The sequence below is a fragment of the Brevundimonas sp. Root1423 genome (assembly GCF_001426805.1).
In genome coordinates, this window is sequence record NZ_LMFL01000008.1 from 33,936 (window position 1) to 58,577 (window position 24,642).

General features: G+C 68.8%; 26 protein-coding genes and 3 pseudogenes. 18 read left to right on the forward strand and 11 right to left on the reverse strand.

The window, feature by feature from the left end; genetic code table 11:
- Window positions 1-116: 116 nt before the first annotated feature.
- The 6 genes from crcB to ASD25_RS05530 all read left to right on the forward strand — a co-directional run bounded on the left by crcB (window position 117) and on the right by ASD25_RS05530 (window position 3,990).
- Entirely contained in the window at window positions 117-500 is a 384-nt protein-coding gene (crcB, locus tag ASD25_RS05505) for a fluoride efflux transporter CrcB (RefSeq protein WP_056615314.1), read from the forward strand.
- Window positions 497-1,531: an RluA family pseudouridine synthase gene (locus ASD25_RS05510; protein WP_056615316.1), complete on the forward strand. Its 1,035-nt coding sequence runs from the start codon at window positions 497-499 to the stop codon at window positions 1,529-1,531. Before crcB ends, ASD25_RS05510 begins: the two co-directional genes overlap by 4 nt.
- Before the next feature lie 153 nt (window positions 1,532-1,684).
- A complete protein-coding gene (locus ASD25_RS05515; protein ID WP_235562623.1) occupies window positions 1,685-2,359 on the forward strand; it encodes an HAD-IA family hydrolase in 675 nt (224 codons plus the stop codon).
- 8 nt (window positions 2,360-2,367) lie between these two features.
- The gene (locus ASD25_RS05520; protein WP_056615322.1) at window positions 2,368-3,129 is read left to right on the forward strand and encodes an ATP12 family chaperone protein; all 762 of its coding nucleotides are present in this window, start codon (window positions 2,368-2,370) and stop codon (window positions 3,127-3,129) included.
- A gap of 79 nt (window positions 3,130-3,208) precedes the next feature.
- A complete protein-coding gene (locus ASD25_RS05525; RefSeq protein WP_056615324.1) occupies window positions 3,209-3,670 on the forward strand; it encodes a hypothetical protein in 462 nt (153 codons plus the stop codon).
- Window positions 3,667-3,990 (forward strand): transcriptional regulator, encoded by a 324-nt coding sequence (locus ASD25_RS05530; RefSeq protein WP_056615327.1) that lies wholly within the window; start codon window positions 3,667-3,669, stop codon window positions 3,988-3,990. The genes ASD25_RS05525 and ASD25_RS05530 overlap by 4 nt, the downstream gene beginning before the upstream one ends.
- On the opposite strand, the gene ASD25_RS05535 is transcribed toward ASD25_RS05530, so the two are convergent.
- Entirely contained in the window at window positions 3,987-5,219 is a 1,233-nt protein-coding gene (locus tag ASD25_RS05535) for a serine hydrolase (RefSeq protein ID WP_056615330.1), read from the reverse strand. The genes ASD25_RS05530 and ASD25_RS05535 overlap by 4 nt on opposite strands.
- A gap of 160 nt (window positions 5,220-5,379) precedes the next feature.
- On the opposite strand from ASD25_RS05535, the gene ASD25_RS05540 reads away from it, so the two are divergent.
- Together ASD25_RS05540 and ASD25_RS05545 are read left to right on the forward strand one after the other, a co-directional pair.
- Complete coding sequence (locus tag ASD25_RS05540; protein WP_056615557.1) at window positions 5,380-7,170, forward strand: tetratricopeptide repeat protein; 1,791 nt, start codon at window positions 5,380-5,382, stop codon at window positions 7,168-7,170.
- Window positions 7,171-7,237: 67 nt separating this feature from the next.
- A complete protein-coding gene (locus ASD25_RS05545; protein WP_056615333.1) occupies window positions 7,238-8,617 on the forward strand; it encodes an acyl-CoA carboxylase subunit beta in 1,380 nt (459 codons plus the stop codon).
- On the opposite strand, the gene ASD25_RS30185 is transcribed toward ASD25_RS05545, so the two are convergent.
- A complete protein-coding gene (locus ASD25_RS30185; protein WP_156389196.1) occupies window positions 8,614-9,330 on the reverse strand; it encodes a hypothetical protein in 717 nt (238 codons plus the stop codon). The genes ASD25_RS05545 and ASD25_RS30185 overlap by 4 nt on opposite strands.
- Window positions 9,331-9,702: 372 nt before the next feature.
- Here ASD25_RS30185 and ASD25_RS05550 point away from each other — a divergent pair, with 372 nt between their 5' ends.
- A complete protein-coding gene (locus ASD25_RS05550) occupies window positions 9,703-10,044 on the forward strand; it encodes a GIY-YIG nuclease family protein (RefSeq protein ID WP_056615337.1) in 342 nt (113 codons plus the stop codon).
- 687 nt (window positions 10,045-10,731) lie between these two features.
- Here the strand turns inward: ASD25_RS05550 and ASD25_RS05555 are convergent.
- Window positions 10,732-11,397: a hypothetical protein gene (locus ASD25_RS05555; RefSeq protein ID WP_056615341.1), complete on the reverse strand. Its 666-nt coding sequence runs from the start codon at window positions 11,395-11,397 to the stop codon at window positions 10,732-10,734.
- Window positions 11,398-11,533: 136 nt separating this feature from the next.
- On the opposite strand from ASD25_RS05555, the gene ASD25_RS05560 reads away from it, so the two are divergent.
- On the forward strand, window positions 11,534-12,019 hold the full coding sequence (locus ASD25_RS05560; RefSeq protein WP_056615346.1) for a hypothetical protein: 486 nt from the start codon (window positions 11,534-11,536) through the stop codon (window positions 12,017-12,019).
- A gap of 14 nt (window positions 12,020-12,033) precedes the next feature.
- Here the strand turns inward: ASD25_RS05560 and ASD25_RS05565 are convergent, their stop codons facing one another.
- Window positions 12,034-12,471, reverse strand: a complete 438-nt coding sequence (locus tag ASD25_RS05565; RefSeq protein WP_056615350.1) for a MarR family winged helix-turn-helix transcriptional regulator — start codon at window positions 12,469-12,471, stop codon at window positions 12,034-12,036.
- A gap of 50 nt (window positions 12,472-12,521) precedes the next feature.
- On the opposite strand from ASD25_RS05565, the gene ASD25_RS05570 reads away from it, so the two are divergent.
- Complete coding sequence (locus tag ASD25_RS05570) at window positions 12,522-13,202, forward strand: glutathione S-transferase family protein (RefSeq protein WP_056615355.1); 681 nt, start codon at window positions 12,522-12,524, stop codon at window positions 13,200-13,202.
- A gap of 2 nt (window positions 13,203-13,204) precedes the next feature.
- Complete coding sequence (locus ASD25_RS05575) at window positions 13,205-13,741, forward strand: dihydrofolate reductase family protein (RefSeq protein ID WP_056615358.1); 537 nt, start codon at window positions 13,205-13,207, stop codon at window positions 13,739-13,741.
- 1 nt (window position 13,742) lies between these two features.
- Here ASD25_RS05575 and ASD25_RS05580 read toward each other — a convergent pair whose 3' ends face one another.
- The 3 genes from ASD25_RS05580 to ASD25_RS05590 form a co-directional block, all read right to left on the reverse strand.
- Window positions 13,743-14,498 (reverse strand): pseudouridine synthase, encoded by a 756-nt coding sequence (locus tag ASD25_RS05580; RefSeq protein WP_056615361.1) that lies wholly within the window; start codon window positions 14,496-14,498, stop codon window positions 13,743-13,745.
- A 45-nt stretch (window positions 14,499-14,543) separates the two neighbouring features.
- Entirely contained in the window at window positions 14,544-15,032 is a 489-nt protein-coding gene (locus ASD25_RS05585; RefSeq protein ID WP_056615364.1) for a heme-binding protein, read from the reverse strand.
- A gap of 67 nt (window positions 15,033-15,099) precedes the next feature.
- Entirely contained in the window at window positions 15,100-15,732 is a 633-nt protein-coding gene (locus ASD25_RS05590) for a DUF938 domain-containing protein (protein WP_056615367.1), read from the reverse strand.
- A 200-nt stretch (window positions 15,733-15,932) separates the two neighbouring features.
- On the opposite strand from ASD25_RS05590, the pseudogene ASD25_RS33075 reads away from it, so the two are divergent.
- The 4 genes and pseudogenes from ASD25_RS33075 to ASD25_RS05605 all read left to right on the forward strand — a co-directional run.
- A pseudogene (locus ASD25_RS33075) lies at window positions 15,933-16,597 on the forward strand (phosphoenolpyruvate carboxykinase); the annotation flags it as partial.
- A 1-nt stretch (window position 16,598) separates the two neighbouring features.
- Window positions 16,599-17,009 (forward strand): annotated as a pseudogene (locus ASD25_RS31660) (phosphoenolpyruvate carboxykinase domain-containing protein); the annotation flags it as partial.
- 1 nt (window position 17,010) lies between these two features.
- A pseudogene (locus ASD25_RS05600) lies at window positions 17,011-18,024 on the forward strand (phosphoenolpyruvate carboxykinase (GTP)); the annotation flags it as partial.
- Between the two features lie 79 nt (window positions 18,025-18,103).
- Complete coding sequence (locus tag ASD25_RS05605; protein ID WP_235562626.1) at window positions 18,104-19,114, forward strand: FAD-binding oxidoreductase; 1,011 nt, start codon at window positions 18,104-18,106, stop codon at window positions 19,112-19,114.
- Here ASD25_RS05605 and ASD25_RS05610 read toward each other — a convergent pair.
- The gene (locus tag ASD25_RS05610) at window positions 19,111-19,836 is read right to left on the reverse strand and encodes an energy transducer TonB (protein WP_156389197.1); all 726 of its coding nucleotides are present in this window, start codon (window positions 19,834-19,836) and stop codon (window positions 19,111-19,113) included. The genes ASD25_RS05605 and ASD25_RS05610 overlap by 4 nt on opposite strands.
- A 192-nt stretch (window positions 19,837-20,028) precedes the next feature.
- On the opposite strand from ASD25_RS05610, the gene ASD25_RS05615 reads away from it, so the two are divergent.
- Window positions 20,029-20,826 carry a transglycosylase SLT domain-containing protein gene (locus tag ASD25_RS05615; protein WP_056615377.1) on the forward strand — a complete coding sequence of 266 codons (798 nt, stop codon included), beginning with the start codon at window positions 20,029-20,031 and terminating at the stop codon, window positions 20,824-20,826.
- A gap of 74 nt (window positions 20,827-20,900) precedes the next feature.
- On the forward strand, window positions 20,901-22,043 hold the full coding sequence (locus tag ASD25_RS05620) for a DUF2336 domain-containing protein (protein WP_056615381.1): 1,143 nt from the start codon (window positions 20,901-20,903) through the stop codon (window positions 22,041-22,043).
- Between the two features lie 55 nt (window positions 22,044-22,098).
- Here ASD25_RS05620 and ASD25_RS05625 read toward each other — a convergent pair whose 3' ends face one another.
- From ASD25_RS05625 to ASD25_RS05635, 3 genes are all read right to left on the reverse strand, one after another.
- Window positions 22,099-22,575 (reverse strand): hypothetical protein, encoded by a 477-nt coding sequence (locus tag ASD25_RS05625; protein ID WP_056615385.1) that lies wholly within the window; start codon window positions 22,573-22,575, stop codon window positions 22,099-22,101.
- 65 nt (window positions 22,576-22,640) lie between these two features.
- Window positions 22,641-23,399, reverse strand: a complete 759-nt coding sequence (locus tag ASD25_RS05630; RefSeq protein ID WP_056615389.1) for an NAD kinase — start codon at window positions 23,397-23,399, stop codon at window positions 22,641-22,643.
- A 55-nt stretch (window positions 23,400-23,454) separates the two neighbouring features.
- On the reverse strand, window positions 23,455-24,591 hold the full coding sequence (locus tag ASD25_RS05635) for a DUF2336 domain-containing protein (RefSeq protein WP_056615390.1): 1,137 nt from the start codon (window positions 24,589-24,591) through the stop codon (window positions 23,455-23,457).
- Between the last annotated feature and the right edge of the window lie 51 nt (window positions 24,592-24,642).

Consider the following 24,642-nt stretch of genomic DNA (forward strand, 5'->3'; position numbering starts at 1 on the left):
GCGCGAAGCTGCGCCGTTAGGCCCAGGTATCACCGTTAACCCTGCCTCCCGGCAAGTGAAGTTTCGGTCAGGCTGCGCGCCTTCGTTTTCGCGGCGGGTCCGGTATAAGCGCGGCCATGACCCGTTTCCTGATCGTCGCAGCCGGGGGCGCCCTCGGCGCCGTGGCCCGCTACGGCCTCGCCCGCCTGCTGCCGGCGACGGGCTGGCCGTGGGCGACGCTGACAGCCAATGTCGCGGGCGGCCTTCTGATGGGCCTGCTGGCCGGCTGGCTGGCCTTCCGGGGCGGCGTCCACGGTGAAAGCATCCGCCTGTTCGCCGCCGTGGGCGTGCTGGGCGGCTTCACCACCTTCTCGGCCTTCTCGCTGGAAACCGCCCTGATGATCGAGCGCCGTGAATTCGCCTTGGCGGGCGGCTACGTCGCCGCCTCGGTGTCGCTTTCGGTGCTCGCCCTGTTTATCGGCCTGATGGTCGCCCGCCGCGCCTTCGGAGCCGCCCTTTGACCGACGAACCCATTCAAGAGTCCGAACCGGCGCCCAAGCGCGAGGTGCTGACCCTCTACGTCGCCGAGGCCGAGGATGGCATCCGTCTGGATCGCTGGTTCCGCCGGCGCTGGCCCCACCTGTCCAACATCCAGGTGCAGAAGATGGCCCGCAGCGGCCAGATCCGCGTCGACGGCGCACGCATCAAGCCCGAAGGCCGACTGACCGCCGGCGCCGCCGTCCGCGTGCCGCCGATCCCCGACGACACCTCGCGTCAGGCCGGCGACATCCACACCCTGTCGGCGCAGGACATCAAGTTCGCCAAGTCGCTGGTCCTCTATGAGGACGACATGGTCATCGCCATCAACAAGCCGCACGGCCTCGCCGTCCAGGGCGGCACCAAGACCAGCCGCCACGTCGACCGCCTGCTGTCGGCCTGGGGGGAGGGGATGGACCGCCCGCGTCTGGTCCACCGCCTCGACCGCGACACCTCCGGCGTCCTGCTGCTGGGCAAGGGCCCCGAGGCGGCGAAGCGCCTCGCCGGCGCCTTCGCCCGGCGTCAGGCGAAGAAGACCTACTGGGCCATCATCATAGGCAATCCCAAGCCCTCGGCCGGCCAGATCGACATGCCGTTGAAGAAGACCGGCATCAATGACTTCGAGATGATGCGCCCCGCCGACCGCAAGGACCCGCGAGCCGAACCGGCCGAAACCGCCTTCGCCACCATCAGCCGCGCCGCCCACCGCGCCTCATGGATGGCCCTGCGCCCCTTCACCGGCCGGACGCACCAGCTGCGCGCCCACATGGCTGGCATCGGCCACCCGATCCTCGGCGATCCCAAATACGGGGACGAGAAGTCGAAGGAGCTGTCCGGGCCGCTGAAGCTGCAGCTCCACGCCCGCAGCATCGAGCTGGAGCATCCGCGCGGCGGCATGCTGAAAGTCGAGGCCCCGCTGAGCCCCGAAATGCGCGCGGGCTTTGCCCATTTCGGCTTCGAGGAAGCCGAGGGCAACGAGAGCGATCCGTTCGAAGGGGTGAGACGGCAGAGGTGAGTACTTTTCAATCCGCTCATCCCGGCGAAAGCCGGGACCCGGTCCTGTCCAGCTTGGCACTGGCGCTTCAGGACCTGGGTGGCAGTGACAAGCCTGAAGTGACATCACCCAAAGCACTGGGTCCCGGCATTCGCCGGGATGAGCGGTGATCTCTTGAGACCCCTCGCAGTCTTCGACATCGACGGCACGCTCGTTGACAGCCGCGCCTCGATCCACCGCGCCGCCTGCGAGGCCGCGCGCGACATCGGCCTGCCCGAACCCGACTACGACCGGGTCCGCCAGATCGTCGGCCTGTCGCTGGACCACGCCATGGCGGTGCTGGAACCCGGGCTGAACCCCGAGGAATTGGCCCGCTTCGTCGCCGGCTTCCGCGCCAGCTTCAACCGCATGTACGCCGAGGGCCATGAGGAGCCGCTCTACCCCGAGGCCATGACCACCCTGCGCCGCCTGCATCGCGACGGCTGGCGGCTGGCGCTGGCCACCGGCCAGAACCGCCGCGGCGTGGCCCGCAATCTGGCCCGCGAGGGTTGGGCCGACCTGTTCATCTCGTCCCACTGCGCCGAGGACGGCCCGGGCAAACCGGATCCCGCCATGCTCCACGCCGCCATGGCCGCCTGCGACGCCGATCCGGCCACCACCGTCATGATCGGCGACACCGCCCATGACATCACGATGGCGATCAACGCCGGTGTCCTGCCGCTGGGCGTGGCCTGGGGCTTTCACACCATCGAGGAGCAGCAGGCCGCCGGCGCCCGCCACGTCGCCCGATCCTTCTCCGAACTGACCGTGGTGCTGGACGGCTTCGCCGACCTGACCCGCGCCGCCTGAGACCCCGCATGAGCCATATCCCGCCCCTCGATCCCAACGTCGCCGCCCGCAAGGGCTTCCGCGAGTCCGAAGAGCGCCTCAAACGCTTCTGGACCACGGCTGACGTCGCGGAGCGGGAAGGGGGCTGGGCGGTGACTCTCGACGGCCGCACGCCCAAGACGCCCGCCCACGCCCAATTGGTCCTGCCGACCGAGGCCGCGGCCCGTCTGGTCACCGACGAATGGGCTGCGCAGGGCGAGTTCATCGACCCCGCGACCATGCCCGCCACCCGTCTGGCCTCCACCGCCATCGACCGCGTCAGCCAGGCCCGTGAGCCGGTGGCCGAAGAGATCGCCGCCTTCGCCGGCTCGGACCTGCTCTGCTACCTCGCGGACCATCCAACCTCGCTGGCCGTCGAACAGGCCCGCGAATGGACGCCCTGGCGCGACTGGGCGGCGCTGGAGCTGGGCGTGGTCCTTGAACCGGCTGAGGGCGTCATCCACCGGCCGCAGGATCCCGCAGCTATCGCCCGCGTGCAGGATCTGGCCCTGCGCCTCGACGATTTCGCCCTGACCGGCCTCGCGACCGCCGTGCCTCTGCTGGGCTCGGCCGTCCTCGGCCTCGCCGTCCAGCGCGGCGTGCTGTCGGGCGAGGCCGCCTTCGAGCTCAGCCGTCTCGACGAGGCCTTCCAGGAGCGCCAGTGGGGCGTGGACGAGGAGGCCGCCGAACGCACCGCCGGCCGGCGCGCCGAGGCCGTTCTTCTTGACCGGTGGTTCCGCGCCCTCGGCTAACTTTCCACATCGGAAAGTTTCCACTTGCCAAGTTGGAAAGTCTCGATCATTTTCCAATTCGGAAAGTGAGGAAGACGCGATGACCGAAGACCCGACCCCCGCCGAGGCGCTCGCCGCCATCCAGCGTTCACAACAGGACATCCAGCGCAAGGTGGCCGCCGGCTCATGGCGTTACGACATCGGCTATTCCGCGATCTGCGCCATGATGGTGGGCACGCAGGCGCTGGACCTGCCCCTGAACACCCTGGGCGTCGCCGTCGGCGTCCTGCTGCTGACCGTCCTGTTCCGGCGCGAGGCGAACCGGCTGGGCGTCAGCATCACCGGCATGTCGCCGCGCCGCGCCCGATGGGTCGCCATCGGCCTCGGCATGGTGCTGATCCCGCTGATGGTGCTCGCCATCCTGCTGAATCATTTCGCGACCTCGGGCGTCATGCTGGCGCTGGGAGCGGCGGCCCTGATGGCGGTCGCCTTCGTGTTCTGCCTCATCGGCTCGCGTCTCTGGCTGCGCGTCTACCGGCGTGAGACCGGGGTGGATCAATGAGCGTGCCGCAGTTCGACGCCGTTATTCACGCCCCCGGCCGACTGCAGATCTGCGCCATCCTTTCGGCCGCGGAAGAGGCCGAGTTCGCCACGATCCGCGAGGCCATCGCCGTCTCGGACTCGGTTCTGTCCAAACATCTGAAACAGCTCGAGGACGCCGGCTACATCAAGCTGCGCAAACAGGCCGCCGCCGGCCGCCAGCGCACCTGGGCCGCCTTCACGCCCCAAGGCCGGCGCGCCTTCGCCGCCCACGTCGCCGAACTGACCCGTCTGGCCGGCATGGTCGAGCCGACCCGGCTGGGCGAGGGTTTCTCGGGCTAGCCGCCGGGCCGGACCATCACCGGTCCGCCGGCGCCGGGTGGCGGCGGCGGGGGCGTCCAGCCGGGCGGCGCCACGGCGCGGCGCATCATCGCCGTGCCCGGCCGCTGCGCCGGGTCCTGATTGACCAGCACGATGAGGGTAATCGGCGCGGTCTCAAATACGTCCAGTTGCCCTGCAGCCCCCGGCGTGCCGCCGTTGTGCCCCCAGGTCTGCAGGCCATGCACCGTCTGGCGGCCGAAGCCGAGACCCCAGGCGTCCATCGGTCCGCCCTGCCGGGTCATCTTGCCCCGCTCGGCCGTGAACAGGGCCAGCGTTTCCGGCCGGATCAACCGCCCGGTCTTCAGCGCCTCGGTGAAGGCGTGCAGATCCCGCACCGTGCTGGCCCCGCCGCCCGCCGGTCCGCCGCGTACGCCGCTGGTCGGGCGCGCATCGACCCAGTCGCCGGGCGTGCAGACCGACGGCGGCCGGGCGAAACAACCGTTGGTGTAGGGAACCGCCAGATCGCCGGTCTCGTCCAGCGTCGGATAGCCGGTGCGCGTCATCCCGGCGGGCGCGAAGACCCGCTCCTGCATGGCCGTATAGAAGTCCTGCCCGGTCAGCCGCTCGATCACCGCACCCAGCAGGATGAAACCGGAATTGCTGTACTCGTAGCGTTCGCCCGGCGTGAACTGCGGCCGCTCGTCGATCATGGCGCGGTAGTCCGCCACGGTGCGGATCCAGGCCCGCCGCGCGTTCCAGTCCGGCGCGCCGAAATAGCTGCCCAGACCCGAGCTGTGCAGCAGCAGCTGTTCGATCGTGACGTCCGCGATCGCCGGGCTCACGTCGGGCAGATGCGCGGCCAGCCGGTCCGACAGCGTCAGCTTGCCTGCCTCCATCAACTGCGCGATCCCCACGGTGGTGAACAGCTTGCCCATCGAGGCGATGTTGAAGCGGGTGTCGACCGTGTTCGCCGCGCCGGTCGCCCGGTCCGCCTGACCCCAGGCCTTCGCCAGCAGCGGACGCCCCTCGACCGCGCCCAGCACAGCGCCGGAGAACCGCCCATCGGCGGCCAGTTCGTCGATCAACGCCTCGATCCGCCCGCCGGGCGCCAGCGCCTCGCGGGCGCGGGCCGTCAGGTCGGCGGGGGTGAGGGCGGTCGCCGCCTGGGGCGCGTGCAGCCCGGCGAGGGCAGGGGCGGCCATGAGGGCGGCGGCGACGGCGGACAGGGCGGAGCGTCGGGTCTGTGTCATGGGCCCGATCTGTCACGCCGCCCGCTCGCTTCCGTTTCAGCGCCGCAATATTCGTCGGCCTCCGTCGCATCTTCGTCGCGGGCCGGCCCCACTGGCCTCCCGCCGGGACTGACGTTAGAGTGAACGGCGTTACTTCGATCTGCGTCGGCGGGAGCGGATGATGCGCAGAATGATCGGCGGCGGCCTGGTCCTGGCCTTGGGCGTGTGCATCACGGGCTCGGCCGCGGCTCCCCCCACCTCTGGCGCAACCGCGCTCTCCCCGGCCATCCTCGAGCTGCTTGACCCGGTGCGGCAGGCCCGGGCCATGTGCGGCGCAGGCCGGGACGGCGCCTCCGCCCTCAAGATCCGCCTGCTGGCCGCGTCTGCGATCGCGGGGCCGGCGGGCAAGGCGGACGAGGACATCGCCCTCTATCCCGACCTCAGCGAACCGCGCTTCCCGGTCAGCACGGGCGACGATCAGGCCCGGCGCTATTTCAATCAGGGCCTGATGCTCAGTTACGGCTTCAATCACGCCGGGGCGGTGCGTTCCTTCCGCGAGGCCCAGCGCCTCGATCCGGACTGCGCCCTGTGCTGGTGGGGCGAGGCGGTGGCGCTGGGACCCAATATCAACGCGCCCATGGACGACCGCGACCGGCCCGCTGCGCTCGCCGCCCTGGCCCGCGCGGTCGCCCTGAAGGACAAGGCCCCGCCGATGGAGCGGGCCCTGATCGAGGCGGCTGCGGTGCGCTATTCGGCCGACGCCGCCGCCGACCGCGCCGCGCTGGACGGCGCCTACGCCGACGCCATGCTGGCCGTGGCGGCCCGCTTCCCGGACAATGACGATGTCGCCGTGCTGGCTGCCGAGGCGGCGATGAACACCACGCCATGGAACTACTGGGAGGCTGACAAACGCACTCCCATCGGCCGGACGGGGGCGGGGGTCGAACTGGTCGAGCGGGTCGTGGCCCGCAACCCCTCCCACGCCCAGGCGGCGCACCTCTACATCCACCTGCTGGAGGCCAGCGACCCCGACCGCGCCGAGGCCGCCGCAGACAGGCTGGCGACCGTCCGCTCCAGCGCCGGCCATCTCGTGCACATGCCGGCCCACATCTATCTGGTGCGGGGCCGCTACGCCGACTCCATCCGGGTCAATGTCGCCGCCGCCCGTGCCGACGAGGCGTGGATCCGCGCCTCCAACGATCAGGGGCTGGTCCGCTACGGCTACTATCCGCACAACGTCCACTTTATCGTCGCCTCGGCCCAGATGGCCGGCGACATGAGCACGGCGATCGAGGAGGCGACGCGGCTGCGGACCCTGCTGGACCCCGACACCTCGGCCCGCATCGCCTGGATCCAGGCCATCGACGCCGCCCCGTATCAGGCCATGGCCCAGTTCGCCTCGCCCGAGGCCATTCTGGCGATGCCCGAGCCCGATCCGCGCCTGAAATACGCCGGCGCGATGCGGCTCTACGCTCGCGCCGTGGCCCATGCGCAGAAGCGGGACCGGCCCGCCTTCGATGCGACCCTGAGCCGGCTCGCCGCCCTGCGGACCCCGGACGCCTTCGCCGACATGGTCGCGCAGGGCATGCCCGCCCCGGACCTGATCGCCCTGGCCGAGGCCGCCGCCCGCGGCCGTCTGGCCTTCGCCGAGGGGCGCTATGAGGACGCCGTCCGCCACTACCGCGCGGCCGTCGCCCTGGAGGGCAGGTTCGCCTACATGGAGCCGTCCTGGTGGTACTATCCGGTCAGCCAGTCGCTGGGCGCGGCCCTGTTGCGCGCCGGCCGGCCCGAGCAGGCCGCCGACGCCTTCCGTCAGGCCCTGATCCAGACCCCCAACAACGGCTGGGCCCTGTACGGCCTGGCCGAGAGCGAGACCGCCCGCGGCCGGACCGTCGAGGCCGCCGCCGCCCGCCGCGCCCTGTCGCAGGCCTGGCTCGGCGATCCGGCGTGGCTGAAGCTCGAGCGGCTGTAGGTTCTGACGCCGGGTCGCTTGCCTCCGTCCGCGCGTCTCCTTAAGCCAGCGCTCAAGGAGACGCCGCATGAAGACCATCCTCGAACAGCTGGAACAGCGCCGCGCCGGCGCCCGCCTCGGCGGCGGCGAGAAACGCATCGCCAGCCAGCACGGCTCGTTCGAGGAAACCGACATGTTCGTCGAGCACCGCTCGACCCAGTTCGGCATGGAAGCCCAGCGCATCCCCGGCGACGGCGTCGTCACCGGCCGCGGCACCATCGGCGGGCGTCTGGTCTATGTCTTCTCCAAGGATTTCACGGTCTTCGGCGGTTCTCTTTCGGGCGCGCATGCGGCCAAGATCGTCAAGATCCAGACCATGGCCCTGACCAACGGCGCCCCGATCATCGGCCTGTTCGACGCCGGCGGCGCGCGGATTCAGGAGGGCGTGGAAGCGCTGGCCGGCTACGCCGACATCTTCCTGCAGAACACCCTGGCCTCGGGCGTCATCCCCCAGATCAGCGTCATCATGGGCCCCTGCGCCGGCGGCGACGTCTATTCCCCGGCCATCACCGACTTCATCTTCATGGTGAAGGACACGAGCTACATGTACGTGACCGGCCCCGACGTGGTGAAGACGGTCACCAACGAGGTCGTCACCCATGAGGATCTGGGCGGCGCCCGCGTCCATTCGCAGAAGTCCGGCGTCGCCGACGGGGCCTTCGAAAACGATCTGGAGGCCCTCAGCGAGGTCCGCCGCCTGATCGGCTTCCTGCCCCTGTCGAACCGCGAAAAGCCGCCGGTCCGCGACAGCTACGACGACCCCGAGCGCGACGAGGCGTCCCTCGACACCCTTGTCCCCGCCAATCCGAACCAGCCCTATGACATCAAGGAACTGATCCTGAAGACGGTCGACGAGGCCGAATTCTTCGAGATCGGCCCCGACTTCGCGAAGAACATCGTCACCGGCTTCGGCCGCCTCGACGGCCAGACGGCCGCTCGCTTCGTCCGCTTCTGCGACGCCTTCGACATCCCGCTGGTGACGTTCGTCGACGTGCCCGGCTTCATGCCCGGCACGCGTCAGGAGTACGGCGGCCTGATCAAGCACGGCGCCAAGCTGCTGTTCGCCTATGCCGAGGCCACGGTGCCCAAGCTGACCGTCATCACGCGCAAGGCCTATGGCGGCGCCTATGACGTGATGAGCAGCAAACACCTGCGCGGCGACGTCAACTACGCCTGGCCCTCGGCCGAGATCGCCGTCATGGGCGCCAAGGGCGCGGTCGAGATCATCTTCCGCAAGGAGGCCGGCGACCCCGAGGCCGCCAACCCCTTCGTGGCGGCGGGCCTCGGCTACATCGACGACGTGATCATGCCGCACGGGACGCGGCGGCGGCTGATCAAGGCGCTACGGACGTTGAAGAACAAGCAGCAGAGCAATCCGTGGAAGAAGCACGATAATATTCCGCTTTAGTCCTCGTCCAATTTTGGCCGGTACAGAATATTATGGACAAAATCGTTTAATTCCGCCTGTGTCCGGTCCTTCGGAGCACGTGTCATGAAGCGAGCGTCGGGACTCAAGGCATTGTAAGTTGTCGGTAATTTTCTTGCTGTTTGGATTTCAATGTTTTGGATGCGGATCGCGAGCTTCTGAAGTTCATCCAATATCTGCGACTGCTGGTCCTTCTGCGTATGCCTAGCGGAACTGGGGGCTGGTATCGCCACCGTGAACGGACTCTCGGGTTTGTATGAAGGTCCGGAAGCGTAAATCAGGGCTTCAGCGAGCTGCTCTTGCGCCATTTCAAGGGCATCCGGATCAGTTAGATCATAGACGACAGTGCGAACGGCGGCGATGTCGAAGGGAATTTTCCCGCCCGCGTTGATTATCTGTACGGTCGGTTTTCTGAGAGCATGCCGTATCGCTAGCTCATAGAATACGTTCGGATTGCTGTCGGTAAGATCCGCCACAACGATGTCTGCGGATTCAATAAGACTTATGATCTGATTTGTTATGATTCCGGGGTCAGAGATCTTATCGGCTCTGATCGTCTTGAATCCTGCTGGCACACATTTGGAAATGAGGTGCTTGAGTACTTTGTCAGCATGAGAGCGCGTAGGTGTTCCCGTGTCACCTATCGGAGAGATTACAAAACAGATTTTGTCTGCCGTGTTTTCCTTCTCAGTCATACAAAATCTCTGCGTTTGCCGGCCAGTCTCAAATATTCCTACGTTATCTAATGCGTTCGACGCAACGACGAACCTCCCCCTCGTCTCCTCCCGCAACCGCCTCCGCTCCCCACGGCCGAGCAGGTCTTCGCGTCCCGCCCCCGGCGTCGAGACCGCCTCCGCCGGCCTGTAAGGTTGAAGCATTACCTTCACCTGCCGTCATCCCGGGGCGCGCAGCGACCCCGGGACCCAGCGGCGCGCGAGAGCGCGACCCTGTCGGGAGCGCGGCTGCGTCGAGCATCGCCTTCGGCGCCGCCGGGTCCCGGCCTTCGCCGGGATGACGACGGGTGTGGCCGGGATGACGGCGGCGAGATAAAGCTATAGGTTGTGCGGATGCCGACGCATCGCACCTTCATCGCGACCTACATCATGGCCAGCGGGCGGAACGGGACGCTCTACACCGGCATGACCGCCAACCTGACGGCCCGGGCGTGGAGGCATCGGACGGGTGCGTTCCAGGGATTCAGCAAGACATACGGCTGCACCCGCCTCGTCTGGTTCCAGCGCTTCGACTGGGTCACGGAGGCCATCCGTCGCGAGAAGCAGATCAAGGAATGGAAACGGGACTGGAAGTTGCGGCTGATCGAGGACGCCAATCCCGACTGGCTTGATCTCACGGCCGACTGGTTTCCCGAAAACGATCCCGACTGGACGCCGCCCGAGGAAGCGGACTGACGCCCACCTTGCCGTCATCCCGGCGAAGGCCGGGACCCAGCGGCGCGCGAGAGCGCGACCCTGTCGCGGAAGCCGGTGCGTGAACAGATCGCCTTCGGCGCCGCTGGGTCCCGGCCTTCGCCGGGATGACGGCAGGTGAAAGTGCGAATCTATAGTCGGGTTGGCGAAATAATCGTCCGCCCCTTCAACCACTTCCCCTTTTCCCAAACTCAATTCCCAGCACCCCTCCCGGCGCCCTTATCCTTCTCCCCATCCCGTCGCGGGGGGAGGGCGTCTGGCGCCAGGGCCAATCACGTGCGGCGGGGTGCGATCGAGCGGGAAACGTCGTCCTGTAATCGTCGCCCGGACCCTTGTGCGGTGNCTCGTGTGAACCGGTCGCGCGGAGCGCAGGCGGCGACGCCGAAAACTCTTCACGGTCCCCGTAACGCGAAAGCAGGGGGCCATTTCACGGTTCCGGGCAGACCGCCCGCGCTCCGCCACCTCCCCGCACTTTCCGGCCCATGGGCCGGAGAGGGCTTCAGCGCGCCTGCATTCTCCCTCCCCTTCATGGGGAGGGATGTCGGCGCGAAGCGACGACAGGGTGGGGTACGCCTGAACTTCCCCACCCGGTCGCTGCGCGACCACCCTCCCCATGAAGGGGAGGGAGACGCTGCTTCCGGTCTTTGAAAATCGAATCCCGGCTCGCGGCTAGTCCAGCACCGCCGCCGCCCCGACCACCAGCGCGGTCGCCAGGACATACGTCCCGACGGCCCAGCCGAAGGCCCGCCACCTGGTCATCCCCTCGACCCGCATCAGCCACCGGCGCTGGATGGCCAGATACCAGACCGTCGTCGCCACGATCAGCGCCACCCCGACGGCCGTCCAGAAATTGCTTGGATAACGGATCCCCGTCGACCCCAGCCCGACGAGGATGGAGGTCGCGCCCGACAGATAGCACTGGGCGAAGAACGGCGGCCGCAGGGTGTCGCGGTCCAGCCGCCGCCCGCCCAGCCACAGGAACACCACCGCGAACAGCAGCGGGTGGGTGCTGAACATCAGGGCGCGGAAGATCATCAGGTTCTGGTCGCTGGACACGATGCCGGCGGCCAGCGCCGCATGCATCTCGGGGGTCTTCAGGCCGGCCACCACCTCGATCCCGTGCGACAGGATGATGCTCAGCACCAGGAACAGCGGCGGGCTCAGCGTCTCCAGATACTGCTGATCGGGCTGGTCGTGCTGCTCGCTGTCCGAATAGCGCATCGTCCGCAGCGGGTGGCGCAGGGTCAGCCACAGGGTGCGCGGATAGAAGACCAGCCACGACATGACCTCGTAGAGCAGCTCCTCCACGGATCGCAGGATCTTCAGCAGGTCCATGGGCCAAGCCTGACACGACTCTCCCGGAGCGGGAAGGCGCGGTGGCGGGCGCTGCAACCAAAACGAGAAAAACGTGGCGACGTCGCACAACCTGTGATAACCAAAGGTTGTATCCACTCGAGACCAGGAGGTCATCATGCTTTACCCGAACGTAGCGGCCCGCTTCTTCACCTCGGCCGGCGACAACCGCGGCACCAGCGCCTATTTCGTCTATGCGAACGGCGTCCTGCGGGCCAAGACGGCGACGCAGACCCTGCATGTGCGGCCCGACAAGAACCTCTGCTTCGTCCGGTCCGCCGACGCCGACACCGTGCTGGACGAGGGGGTGGCCCGCGTGGCGCACAACGGCGCCGACGTGACGCTGACGCTCAACAACGCCGCCGTCGTGGCGGCGCGCAAGGCCTCCGGCGGCGGCTATGACACGCCGGTCGATTTCTTCCTCAACAACGACGGCGCCTACGCCAGCGGCCAGCACGTGGGGCACGCCATCACCAACGCCTTCGACGCCGGAAACAGCGGCATCACGGTGAACGACATCAATCGGGTCAAGGCGACCCAGGTGAATCCCGCCGACACCGCCATCACCGGGGCCAACGGCGACGTCGCCATCGACCATCAGTGAGACGGGATGGGGCCTCAGGCGACCTGTCTGAGGCCCGCCCGCAGCGCATCCCCGCCGCCGGCCAGTCCGGCCTCGATCGCGGCGTGCTCCCGGATCCAGATGGGCGTCGCCGCGGCCAGCAGGGCCCGGCCCGCTTCGGTCAGGGCCGGGCGGCGGTTGCGGCGGTCCTTCGGATCGACGCTCATGACGACCGCGCCCATCCGCTCCAGCGGCTTGAGGTTGGCCGTCACCGTCGACCGGTCCATGGCCAGCAGCGTGGCCACCGCCCCGATGGTCGGCGGCTCCGGCCGGTTCAGGCCGTTCAACAGCGAGAACTGGCCGCTGGTGATCCCCAGCGCCCGGAACGCCTCGTCGAACCGCCGAGACAGCGTCCGCGCCGCCCGCTGGGCGTGCAGGCAAAGACAGTGATCCCGTATGTGCAGGGTGTCGGCATAGGGCGACGCGTTTGACATGGCTTCAATTAGGTTGATATCAACATAACTGTCAAACGGAGGAGCCCGCCATGATCCAGGTCACCGCCTTCAAATGGGTGCCGCCCTTCGCCCAGGGCTCCGTCCGCGACATTCGGGTCCGCTGGGCGCTGGAGGAGGCGGGGCTCGGCTATGACGACGACCTGATCGGCTTCGAGGACCAGTCGACCGCCGCCTACCGCGCCCGCCAGCCCTTCGGCCAGGTCCCGGCCTTCAGCGACGGCAAGGTCGAGATGTTCGAGAGCGGCGCCATCGTCCTCTACATCGCCCAGACCTCGGACCAGCTGATGCCCGCGGACGAGGCGGGACGCGCCATCGTCCTGACCTGGCTGTTCGCGGCGATGAACAGCGTCGAGCCGTATGTCGCCGAACTGGCCACGATCGACCTGTTCAACCCCGACAAGGCCTGGGCGAAGGAGCGGCGGCCGGAGGTCGAGACCATGCTGCGCAAGCGTCTGGGCGACCTGCAGTCCGCGCTCGGCGACCGCCGCTGGTTCGCCTGCAACCGCTTCAGCGCCGCCGACATCCTGATGACCCACGTGCTGCGCGACCTGCGCCATACGAACATCCTCGCCGACTATCCGGCGCTGGCCGACTACGTGGCCCGGGCCGAGGCCCGCCCGGCCTTCCAGCGGGCGCTGGCTGACCAGCTGAAGCCGTTCCGGGCGGCGGAGGCGCGCAACCCGGAACTGGCGGCGGGCGGGGAGAACTGAGCATGGCGCGGATCGTCTTCGGGATGAACGTGTCGCTGGACGGCTATGTCGACCACGACCGGTTCGAGCCCGGCCCCGAGCTGTTCCGACACTGGATCGAGCAGGTGCGCGGCCTGACGGGCAGCGTCTATGGCCGCCGGGTCTACGAGCTCATGCGCTACTGGGACGAGGACCAGCCTGACTGGAGCCCGGACCTGCACGCCTTCGCCGCGGCCTGGCGCAACCAGCCCAAATGGGTGGCCTCCCGCTCCCTGACCGCCGTCGGCCCCAACGCCACCCTCGTCAAGGATGACATCGAGGGCGTGGTGCGCAAGTTGAAGACCGACCTCGAGGGCGAGATCGACATCAGCGGTCCGGCCCTGGCCCAGAGCCTGGGCAAGGCGGGGCTCATCGACGAATACCGGCTCTATTTCCGCCCCGTCGTCCTCGGGAGCGGCAAGCCCTTCTTCGCCGGGCCCATGCCGCCGCTCCGCCTCGTCGCCCAGGAGCTGATCGGCGAGGACGCGATGCGGCTGACCTACGTCCCCGCTGACGACTGACTCAGCCGACCAAAGCGGTCCGCTCTTCCGCCGTCAGCATCCGCCACCGGCCCTCGGGCAGATTGTCCAGCTTCAGCGGTCCGATGCGGACGCGGATCAGGTCGACGACCTCCAGATCGACCATCTCGCACATCCGGCGGATTTGGCGATTGCGGCCCTCGCGCAGGATGAATTTCAGCCGGAAGGACTCCATGCGGCTGACGTAGGCGGGCTTCAGCTGTCGCCCGTCCAGCATCAGGCCGTGGCGCAGGATCTTCAGCTTCTTCTCGGTGATGTCGCCGGTGACACGGACCAGATATTCCTTGTCCAGATCGGACTGCGGCCCGATCACCGCCTTGGCCACCACCCCGTCCGACGACAGCAGCAGCAGGCCGCGGGAATCCTCGTCGAGCCGTCCGATCGGGGGCAGGGAGGCGCCCTCGGCTGGTACCGGGCTCTCGCCGACGCGGTTGGCCTCGGTGATGAGCCGCACGGCGGGGATCTTGTCCGGCTCCGGTTGTCCCGAGACGAACCCCATCGGCTTGTGCATGACGATGGTCACGCCCTTGGCGAGGGCGGCTGTGGCTCGCTCGTTCAGGGTCAGGGTCTGGCCGGGCTCCAGCTTTCGGCCGGCGTCGGTCACCACCTCGCCGTCGACCGAGACCAGGCCGTCGGCGATCAGGGCGTCCGCCTCGCGCCGCGAACAGACGCCGGACTGGCCCAGCCACTTGTTGATCCGGACAGGCTCGGAGCCGTCATAGGTGCGGGAGAAGGCCATGCGGGGGTCCGTACCGGTCGGGCGCCCCCTACGGCAAGCGCGGCGTCAGCGCGGGGCGAGGGCCGCCCGCGCCACTTCGTCGTCCTGCGCCGCCGATGCGCCGGAGACGCCGATGGCCCCGACGATCCGCCCGTCGACCACGATAGGGATTCCGCCGGCGATCGGCAGGACGTCCTCATTGGCCAGGGTCACGGTCCGCCCGGCCAGCGTCCGCTCCTCCATGGTCGAGGTGGCGCCGCGGTACCGGGCCGCCGTCGTCGCCTTGCGCTGGGCCACGTGGATCGAGCCGTACTGGGTGTCGTCCATCCGGGCGAAGGCGACCAGTTCGCCCGACGGCTCGACGATGGCCACGGCCATGCGGAAACCCCGCTCGCCCGCCGCCGCGATGGCCCGGTCGATCAGCGCCTGCGCCGCCTCCAGCCCGATCGGCGCGCCGTAGGACGGGGCTGGCGTCGCTGCCGGGGCAGGGGCCGTCTGGCTCCATGCCGGGGCGGCCGTGGCCAGAACGGCCAGAATGACGAGGAGACGGGTCATGGCGGAGGCTCCGGTGAAGGTGGCGCGGATGCCGCCACATCCGGGCCGCAAGCACAAGGGCAACGGGTCAGACCCGCCGGAACATCAGCATCAGATTATTGGCCGGCATGGAGGTCCGCAGGGTCAGCGCCAGTCCCTCCGCCTTCGCCGCCGCCGCCACTGCGTCCCGGTCGCGAAGGCCCCAGGCCGGGTTCCGGCCCTTCAGACTTTCATCAAAGGCCGCGTTGGAAGGAGCCAGCGGAACCTCCGCCTCCCGATACGGCCCATAGAGCGCCAGCAGGCCGCCGGGCGCGAGCATCCGTCCGGCCAGCGCCATCAGCCCCCCGGTCGCCGCCCACGGGCTGATGTGGATCATGTTGATGCAGACGACGGCCTGTACAGTTCCCTCCGGCCATGTCGCAGGGTCGAGCATGTCGAGCGCAAGCGGCGCCTGCAGGTTGGGTAGCCTCGCCGTCTCCGCCCACGCTGCGATGCTGGCTCGCGCTTCCGGCGACGGATCGCTGGGCGTCCAGTCCAGTCCGGTCAGGGCGCTCGCGAAGGCGACCGCGTGCTCGCCTGATCCCGCGGCGATCTCCAGCACCGCGCCCCGGGCGGGCAAATGGGCGCGCAGGACTTCGAGAATCGGCCCGGTGTTGCGCGCCACGGCAGGCGACCTCAGGCCGCCCGAGGGAGTCGCGTCGATCGGATCCATGGTCTGCATGGCGGTTCCGATACCCCGCCCCGAGGCTCGCAGGGAATGGAAATATGCACCGGCTGCTGAGCTCCCCGCTCGCGAGAGGTTGAAACGTGCATCGGTTGACGCCGCGTCCGCTTCGGTGTCATTCCGGCTGAAACATTGCGTGATATGTACGCAGCGGAGGAGCCACGGCGGCGTCAGATCGCCGGGCGACGTTCAGGAGAATGCGCGTGACCAGTACCGTTCCCGGCCTGCTTCCGGCCCCTACCAACCATGCCGGCCTGATCGCCTGGGTCGAGCAGATCGCCGCCCTGACGAAGCCCGCCCGCGTTCACTGGTGCGACGGCTCGGAGGCCGAGAAGAAGGCCATCGTCGCCGACCTGATCGGCAAGGGCACGCTGAAGGAACTGGATCAGGCCAAACGCCCCGGCTGCTACTACGCCGCCTCGGATCCCAAGGATGTGGCCCGCGTCGAGAGCCGCACCTTCATCTGCTCGGCGAACCAGATCGACGCCGGCCCGACCAACAACTGGGCCGATCCGGTCGAGATGCGCGACCGCCTCAACGGCCTGTTCGACGGCTGCATGGCCGGCCGCACCATGTACGTCGTGCCCTTCTCCATGGGCCCGCTGGGTTCGAAGATTTCGGCCCTGGGCGTCGAGATCACCGACAGCGGCTATGTCGCCGTCTCGATGGGCATCATGACCCGCATGGGTCAGCCGGCTCTGGACGTGCTGGGCGACGACGGCGTCTTCGTGCCGGCCGTGCACACGCTCGGCGCCCCGCTGGCCGAGGGTCAGGCCGACGTGCCGTGGCCCTGCAACGACGACAAGTGGATCGTCCACTATCCCGAGACCCGCGAGATCTGGTCGTACGGCTCGGGCTATGGNATGGTTCAGCTTGCATCGCAGGCATTGGACAGCCCCGCTGGCCGAGGGTCAGGCCGACGTGCCGTGGCCCTGCAACGACGACAAGTGGATCGTCCACTATCCCGAGACCCGCGAGATCTGGTCGTACGGCTCGGGCTATGGCGGCAACGCCCTGCTGGGCAAGAAATGCTACGCCCTGCGCATCGCCTCGGTCATGGCCCGCGACGAGGGCTGGCTGGCCGAGCACATGCTGATCCTGAAGCTGACCGATCCGAAGGGCCGCGCCAAATACGTCGCCGCCGCCTTCCCCTCGGCCTGCGGCAAGACCAACCTGGCCATGCTCCAGCCGACCATCCCGGGCTGGAAGGCCGAGACCATCGGCGACGACATCGCCTGGATGCGCTTCGGCGACGACGGCCGCCTGTACGCCGTNGCCATGCTCCAGCCGACCATCCCGGGCTGGAAGGCCGAGACCATCGGCGACGACATCGCCTGGATGCGCTTCGGCGACGACGGCCGCCTGTACGCCGTCAACCCGGAAGCCGGCTTCTTCGGCGTCGCCCCCGGCACCAGCCGCAACACCAACGGCAACGCCCTGGCGACGCTGGCTACCAACACCGTCTTCACCAACACCGCCCTGACCGCCGACGGCGACGTCTGGTGGGAAGGCTTGTCGAAGGACGCGCCGGAAGGCCTGACGACCTGGAAGGGCGCGGCGCATGACCCGGCCTCGGGCGAGCCCGCCGCCCACCCCAACGCCCGCTTCGCCGCCCCGGCGTCGCAGTGCCCGACCATCGCGCCGGAATGGGAAGACCCCCGCGGCGTGCCGATCGACGCCATCCTGTTCGGCGGCCGCCGCGCCAGCGCCGTGCCGCTGGTGACGGAAGCCTTCGACTGGGAGCACGGCGTCTTCATGGGCTCGACCGTCGCCTCGGAAGGCACCGCCGCCGCCGAGAACGCCATCGGGACCCTGCGCCGCGACCCGTTCGCGATGCTGCCCTTCTGCGGCTACAATATGGGCGACTATTTCGCCCACTGGCTGTCGATGGCCGGCAAGACGGACGCGGCGAAGCTGCCGCGCCTCTACTTCGTCAACTGGTTCCGCAAGAACGACGACGGCAAGTTCGTGTGGCCGGGCTTCGGCGACAACGCCCGCGTCCTGAAGTGGATCTCGGAACGCCTCGATGGCGAAGCCGAGGCCGTCGACACGCCGGTCGGTCGCGTTCCGACGCGCGAGGCGCTGGACCTGTCGGGCCTGAGCCTGTCGGACGCGGATCTTGCGACCCTGCTGGACGTCGACGCCGAGGTCTGGGCCGAGGAAGCGGCGCTGATCCCCGAGTTCTACGCCCAGTTCGGCGACCGTCTGCCGACCCGCCTGTGGGCCCAGCATGAAGCGCTGACGGCCCGTATCGACGCCAACCGCGCGGCCGCTATCGCCGCCGAATAGGGCGCTCAAGACGCAAGCGACCGCATCGCTTGCGTCAGCGCCCTTGCAAAGACGCTCCGGGCGGTCGATCAGATCGCCCGTGGCTTCCTCTCCAGACGTGATCGTCATCGGCGCCGGCGTGCTCGGCCTCTGCACCGCCGCGGAGCTGGGCGCGCGTGGCCATGCGGTGACGGTCGTCGATCCTGGCGGCCCCAACGCCAGCGCGGTCGCGGCCGGCATGCTGGCCCCGGCTATGGAATCCCTGCTCGAAAATCTGCCGCCCGAGCGCGCCGCCCTGCTGAAGCGGGCGCGGGACCTGTGGCCCGCGGTCGCCGAGATGCATGGACTGAAGCTTCACCGGGACGGCGCCGACTGGCGCGGGCCTGACCCCGTCGACGCTCTTGAACGCCTGCGCGCTCTTGGCTTCGACGCCCAACCCGAAGACGGCGGCCTGACGTTGCCTGACGACTGGCGCATCGAGGTGGGCCAGTCCCTGACGGCTCTGGCCCGGGCGCCGGGCGTCTCGGTCGTGCGCGGAAAGGTCGTGCGTCTGTCGGGCGAAGGCCGGCGCTGGCGGGTCGAGGCCGGCGACGGACGGGTCTGGTTCAGTTCGACGGTGGTTCTGGCCAGCGGCGCCGAGCCCGCAATCGAAGGGCTTCCGGATGGAGTGAGCGCCATCGTCAGCAGCATTCTGCCCATCAGGGGCCAGCTCACCGCCGTCGCCACGGCCGCACCGCACCGCGTGATCCGGGCCCCCAACGTCTATGTCGCCCCGGGCGAGGGCGGCGTCGTCATCGGCGCCACCATGGAGCCGGGCCGCCGCGATCTTGAGCCGGACGTCGCCGAATCCGCGCGTCAGGTCGCGGCCGGACTGGCCCTGCTGGGCGCGACAGGCGAGGCAGGGCCCATCCGCGTCGGCGTTCGCGGCGCCACCGCCGACGGCCTGCCTCTGGCGGGCCCGTCAGGCGAACCCGGCCTACATCTCGCGCTGGCTCCGCGTCGCAACGGCTGGCTGATGGGGCCGCTGGTCGCCCAGGTCGTCGCCGACGGTATCGAGGGCAGGGCGCCCCTGGCGGACGCCGCCGCCCTCGACCCGCTCAGGTTCGCCTAGTCTTCCGGCAGGGTGAAGCGCAGGCCGATATTGACCCGCGCCCCTTCCGCCGCCCCGTCGACCGTCCGGGGGTTGATCCGGAAATAGCGGGACAGGCTCTGAGCCGCCCGGCCGAAGCCGTAGCCGCCCGGTGTTTCGCGCGTCACATTGCAGTCCGTCACATTCCCCTTCGGCAGGACGAGGCAGTTCAGGGACGCCGAACCAGACACATCCGCCGTCAAAGCCCGGCCGGGATAGGCCCGCATGAGCTGCTCCGGCGTCGGCTGGCGCGACCAGCTCGGGTTGGTGATCACCGCCGCCGGAGCGGGAGTCGGCTCGGCCGTCCGGACGTCCGGCGCCGGATCCCTGACCAGTGTGTCGAAGGTGAGGGCCGTGCTGTCGGTCGGTTCCGCATCGCTGGGGACGGCCGGCAAGGTGTCGGTCGGCGTCATGGGAACCGGCGTCTCGTTCACCGGCAGGTTCGGGGCCGGCGGCGTCTTCGCCTCCAGCGGCTCAGGCGGCGTGGGCCTGCGGAAGGTCACCTCGAAGGGCCGGCTCTCGGGCGGCGTAGCTACCGCCGGCATCTCGAACCGCTGATAGTAGAGCGCGACGCCCAGCCCCGCATGGGCCGCCACCACGATGCCCGTCGCGATCCAGGTCGCGCGGGAAAAGCGGGGCCGCTTCCGTTCGTTGAAGTCCAGCGGATGCACCGGTCCGGGCCCGCCAGCGGTCGTCATCATCATGGCCGTCACTCCCTGTCTCTCGCCGTCCCCACAGCGTCCCACGGGGAAGTTGAGCGCCGGGCTTGCGTCAAATTCCGGGCGAGCTTGGCCACGGAAAGGCCATGACTCGGCGGGAACGGCACAGGTTAAGGGACTGTGGATGTTAACCTCGTCATTAGGATTTGATTAACCACGGTCACCGAGCCTGATCACATGAGCATCGGAGCGATTCCATCCTCTGGCGGAGTCGAGGCGGCCATCCGGCGCGCCTCGAACGCCACCGGCGTGGATGCAGACTTCCTGGTCCGGACGGCGCGCCGCGAAAGCGCGATGAACCCCTCGGCCAAGGCCCGGACATCGTCGGCCGCGGGCCTGTTCCAGTTCATCGAACAGACCTGGCTGGGAACGGTGAAGGCGCACGGCGCGAAACACGGCTACGGCCAGTACGCCGATCTGATCTATCGCGGCGGAGACGGCCGCTGGCGGGTCGAGGGCTCGGCCCGCAACGTCGTGCTGGACCTGCGTTTCGATCCGCAGGCGGCTTCGACCATGGCCGCCGAGCTGACCGCATCCAACGCCGCCTATCTGCGCGGAAGGTCGGGGCGCGAGCCCGGGGCAGGGGATCTTTACGCCGCCCACTTCCTTGGGCCGGCGGGCGCCGCCCAGCTGATGGACGCCATGGACCGCCGTCCCGGCAGCTCCGCGGCGGCGATTTTCCCGGAGGCGGCGTCTGCCAACCGCTCCATCTTCTATCGCGACGGCCGGCCCGCAACGGTGGCTGAGGTTCACGCCAACCTGCAGCGCAGCGCGGGCGACGGTGCTCCGGCTGCGGCCTCGGGGACCCTGCAGGCGACGCCCGACCTGTCCGAACGCGACCAGATGCTGGCCGCCCGCCTCGATCGGCTGAAACAGGACCAAAGCCTGCTGGCGCTGCTGCTGGGCCAGGACGGCGACGGCAAGAACGGCGGCTTCGGCGGCGCCTTCGGGCCCGATACGGAAGCGCGCATCTGAGCCGAATCCGGTGATGGTAAACCGCCCGTTAGGGATGACGGGCCGATGTTGACCGGCAAATCCTGGATCCGCCCATGACCGCCTATCGCGCCCGCCTCACCGAGATCGATATCCATCGCCTGATCAAGGCAACCAATGAGGACGAGCGCGCGGCGGCGGCCCACAAACTGTGCCGCAGCATGGACCGGGCCGAACTGGGCGAGGACGACCGCGCGGCGGCGCAGAAGATTCTGCGCATCCTGTCCCAGGACGCGGCCGAACTGGTGCGCCGGGCCATGGCGGTGACGCTGAAGGCCTCGGACCTGATCCCCCGCGACGTGGCGCGGCGCATGGCGGCCGATGTCGACAGCGTGGCCCTGCCGATCATCAATTTTTCGCCCGTCTTCACCGACGAGGACCTGATCGAGATCGTGCGCGCGGGGTCGGCCGTACGTCAGGTCGCCGTGGCGAGCCGCCCGACGGTCGGGCGTGACGTGGCCGAGGCCGTTGCCGAGGTCGGTTGCGAACAGGCCGTGCGTGCGCTGGCGGCGAATGACAACGCCGACGTGGCCGAGGCCGCTCTCGGGCGCTGCGTCGACCGGTTTGGAACCTCGTCGGAGATCGTGGCCGCCATCGCCTATCGGCAGGTCCTGCCGCTGACGGTGACCGAACGACTGGTTGAACTGGCCTCGGACGCGGTTCGCGAGCACCTGGTGACGCGTCACGCCCTGGCCCCGGAAACGGCGATCCGCCTCGCCGCCTTCGCGCGCGAGCGAGCCACCGTGGATCTGGTGGATCAGGCGTCAAGCCAGTCCGATCTTCCGCAGTTCGTGCAAGGTCTCAACGCGCGTCGCGCCCTGACGCCGTCGCTGCTGCTGCGGGCCTTGGCCCGTGGGCAGATGGCGTTGTTCGAGCACGGCATGGCCGAACTCGCCGGGACGCCGATGGCCCGCGCCTCGCTGATGATCCACGACGCCGGTCCGCTGGGGCTGAGGGCTGTCTACGACCGCGCGGGCCTGCCGCCGCGGCTGTTCCAGGCCTATCGCGCGGGGGTCGACACCTGGCGACAGCTTCAGGCCGAGGGCGTGGACACCTCGGGCGACGACTTCCGCCACCGGATGCTCGAGCGCTTCCTGACCCAGCGCCCGAACGCGCCGCGCGAGGACCTGGCCTATCTGATGGAGCGGCTGGACCACGATCCGTTGCCGGCCAGGGCGCGGCTCAGCGCCGCCGCCTGACAGCAAAACGCCCGCCGGTCAGGCGGGCGTCAGCTTCGATCGAATAGAGGCCGGTTCAGCCCAGATGCTGCGCGACGCGGGCTTCCAGCGTCTCGGCCAGCACCTTGCCGACCGGATGGTCATCGGTCTGGATCTGGTCGCGGACCACGGCCTTGATGGCGTCAATGTGCGCGTCAAGGATGACCAACGGGGCGGCCATGCGCTTGGCGGGATCGTCCAGCATCTTGCACAGCGAGCCGGCCAGACGCGTCACCAGCGGATATTGGTAGGTCGTGCCCAGCCCCTTCAGGTCGTGGGCGCGGAAATACAGGGCCTCGGCGGTCTGCGCATTATAGCCCTGCGCGCGGATGTCGGCCTGGGCCTTGTCCAGCTTGACGATCTCGTCCTGCAGCCACTGGCCGAATTGGGACGACATGGCTTTCAGGGCCGCTTCCGCCTTGGCGATGGCGCCGGCGTCGATGCCGCCAAAGGCTCCGCCAACCTTCATGCGAAGGGTGTTGGGCGGGCGAATGACCTGGGCGGGGTTGGTCACGGCGGACTCCTGAAGACAGACGGGAGGGATTGTGGGCCCGTGTCCCTAAAAAACCGTGCACGCCCTCATGAAGCGAATTGCTCGGCCAGAACCCGTTCCTCGAACGAGCGTCCGGCGTCGAACAGCATGGTCAGGGCGATGTCGCGGCGTTCCCGGACTTCCACGCGCGCAACCCGGCGGACCTCGAAATTGTCCGCCGTGGCGCTGACAGGCCGTTTGTCCGCCTCCAGAACCTCGAAACAGACCTTTGCCTGATGCGGCAGCAGGGCGCCACGCCATCGGCGGGGACGGAAGGCGCTGATCGGGGTCAATGCCAGGACCCGGGAATCCAGCGGAATGATCGGTCCGTGGGCCGACAGGTTGTAGGCCGTTGATCCGGCCGCCGTGGACAGCAGGCAGCCGTCGCAGGACAACTCCTCCAGCCTCACCCGGTCGTCGACGCTGATGCGCAACTTGGCGCTCTGGCGAGTCTGGCGCAGCAGGGAGACCTCGTTGATGGCCAGACCGCTGTGAACCTGACCGGCCTCGGTCCAGGCGTCCATCTGCAGGGGGTGGATCACGGCCCGGCCGGCGCCGGCCAGCCGTTCCAGCAGGCCCTCTTCCTCATAGTCATTCATCAGGAAGCCGATCGAGCCCCGGTTCATCCCGAACACCGGGACCCGCCGCTCCATCACCGTGTGCAGGGTCTCGAGCATGAAGCCGTCGCCGCCGAGGGCGACGATGACATGAGCCTGATCAGGTTCGACCGAGCCGTACATGGCTGTCAGCCGTTCCCGGGCGGACTGGGCCTCGGGCCGGTCTGAAGCCACAAAGGCCACGCGCATGTCTGGGATGGGGAGGTCGCTCACCGGCCCACGCAAGCCGAGCCGGCCCGCGAAGTCAAACGGCGGCTTTTAATTCGGCGTGTCCGTCAGCAACCAGCGCACGGAATGCACGGGCCGCCGAGGTTGTGGACAGGGCGCCGCGCAGCCACACAGCCTCGCCGCGATCGCCCGGCAACGACTGGTTCAGCTTGCGCAGTTCCATCAGCAGGGTCGGGAACACCGCACGGTCGATGCCGACCGCCGCGCAGGCGTAGCAAAGCGCCTCGGGCGTCGGCGCGGTCAGAGACTGACGAATGTCATCGGCCGCGAAACCGCCCAAGGCGGCCAGCCCATGGACGAACAGGCTCAGGCGTTTTTCGCGGACGGCGCGGATCAGGAAACCGGCCCGAAGCTGTCCGGCGGATTGCAGCTTGTCGATCAGCCGGCGTTCCATCTCGTCGCGGCCGGGATCGTCCTGGACCGCCTCGTCCGCGCGTTTGTGGCGGATAACGCCCTCGACCGCGTCATAGACGGCGGCGCCCAGCGCCTGTTCGTCGACGTTGAATCGGGCGCTGATGGATTGGCGCAGGGCCGTTCCGACCCACTGGTACATCTGCTCGGCCAGAGCCTCTGTCAGGCGCGGATGGCGGGTCAGGGGCGCGCGCAGGGCGGCGATGCGGCGCGAATGCTCAACCAGCCGGCGCACGCCGTCGATGCTCAGATCGGCCGTCCGGTTGGTGGCGAGGGCCGTCAGCACAGCCGGTTCACCGCGCTCGATCACCGCGTCGGCGACCCGTCCGCTGATCTGCGGACGGCGGGCGATGGCGATCTGGTGCTCCAGAGAGGCCTCGACCATGACACGCAGCAGATCGTCGTCCTGCAGGATGGGGCTGGACGCCAGCACCGGGCGCGCGATCTCGATCTCGTCCAGCGCCAGCACATTGACGAGGGCCGCGGGGGCCCAGTCGGCGTGCGCCAGCTTTTCGGACAGAACCTTGCGCACCTCGCGCTCGGCCTGACGGGCGAGGGTCAGGAAGATTTCACTCAGAACGGGCGAAAGCTCGCCAGACGGGGGGCTGGCGTCGCAGAGGGCCAGGACGCCCATCAGCAGCCGCTGGCGCGCGTCCGGGCTGGTGTTGCGGGCAAGGGCCAGAAGGTCGCTGGCGCTCGGAGCCTCGGCACGGGCGGCAGGAACCAGTTGAACGAGGACCACGGACGTCTCCGGCGAGCCGATGGAGTTCGACGGGGCCGAGCTAACAAGCTG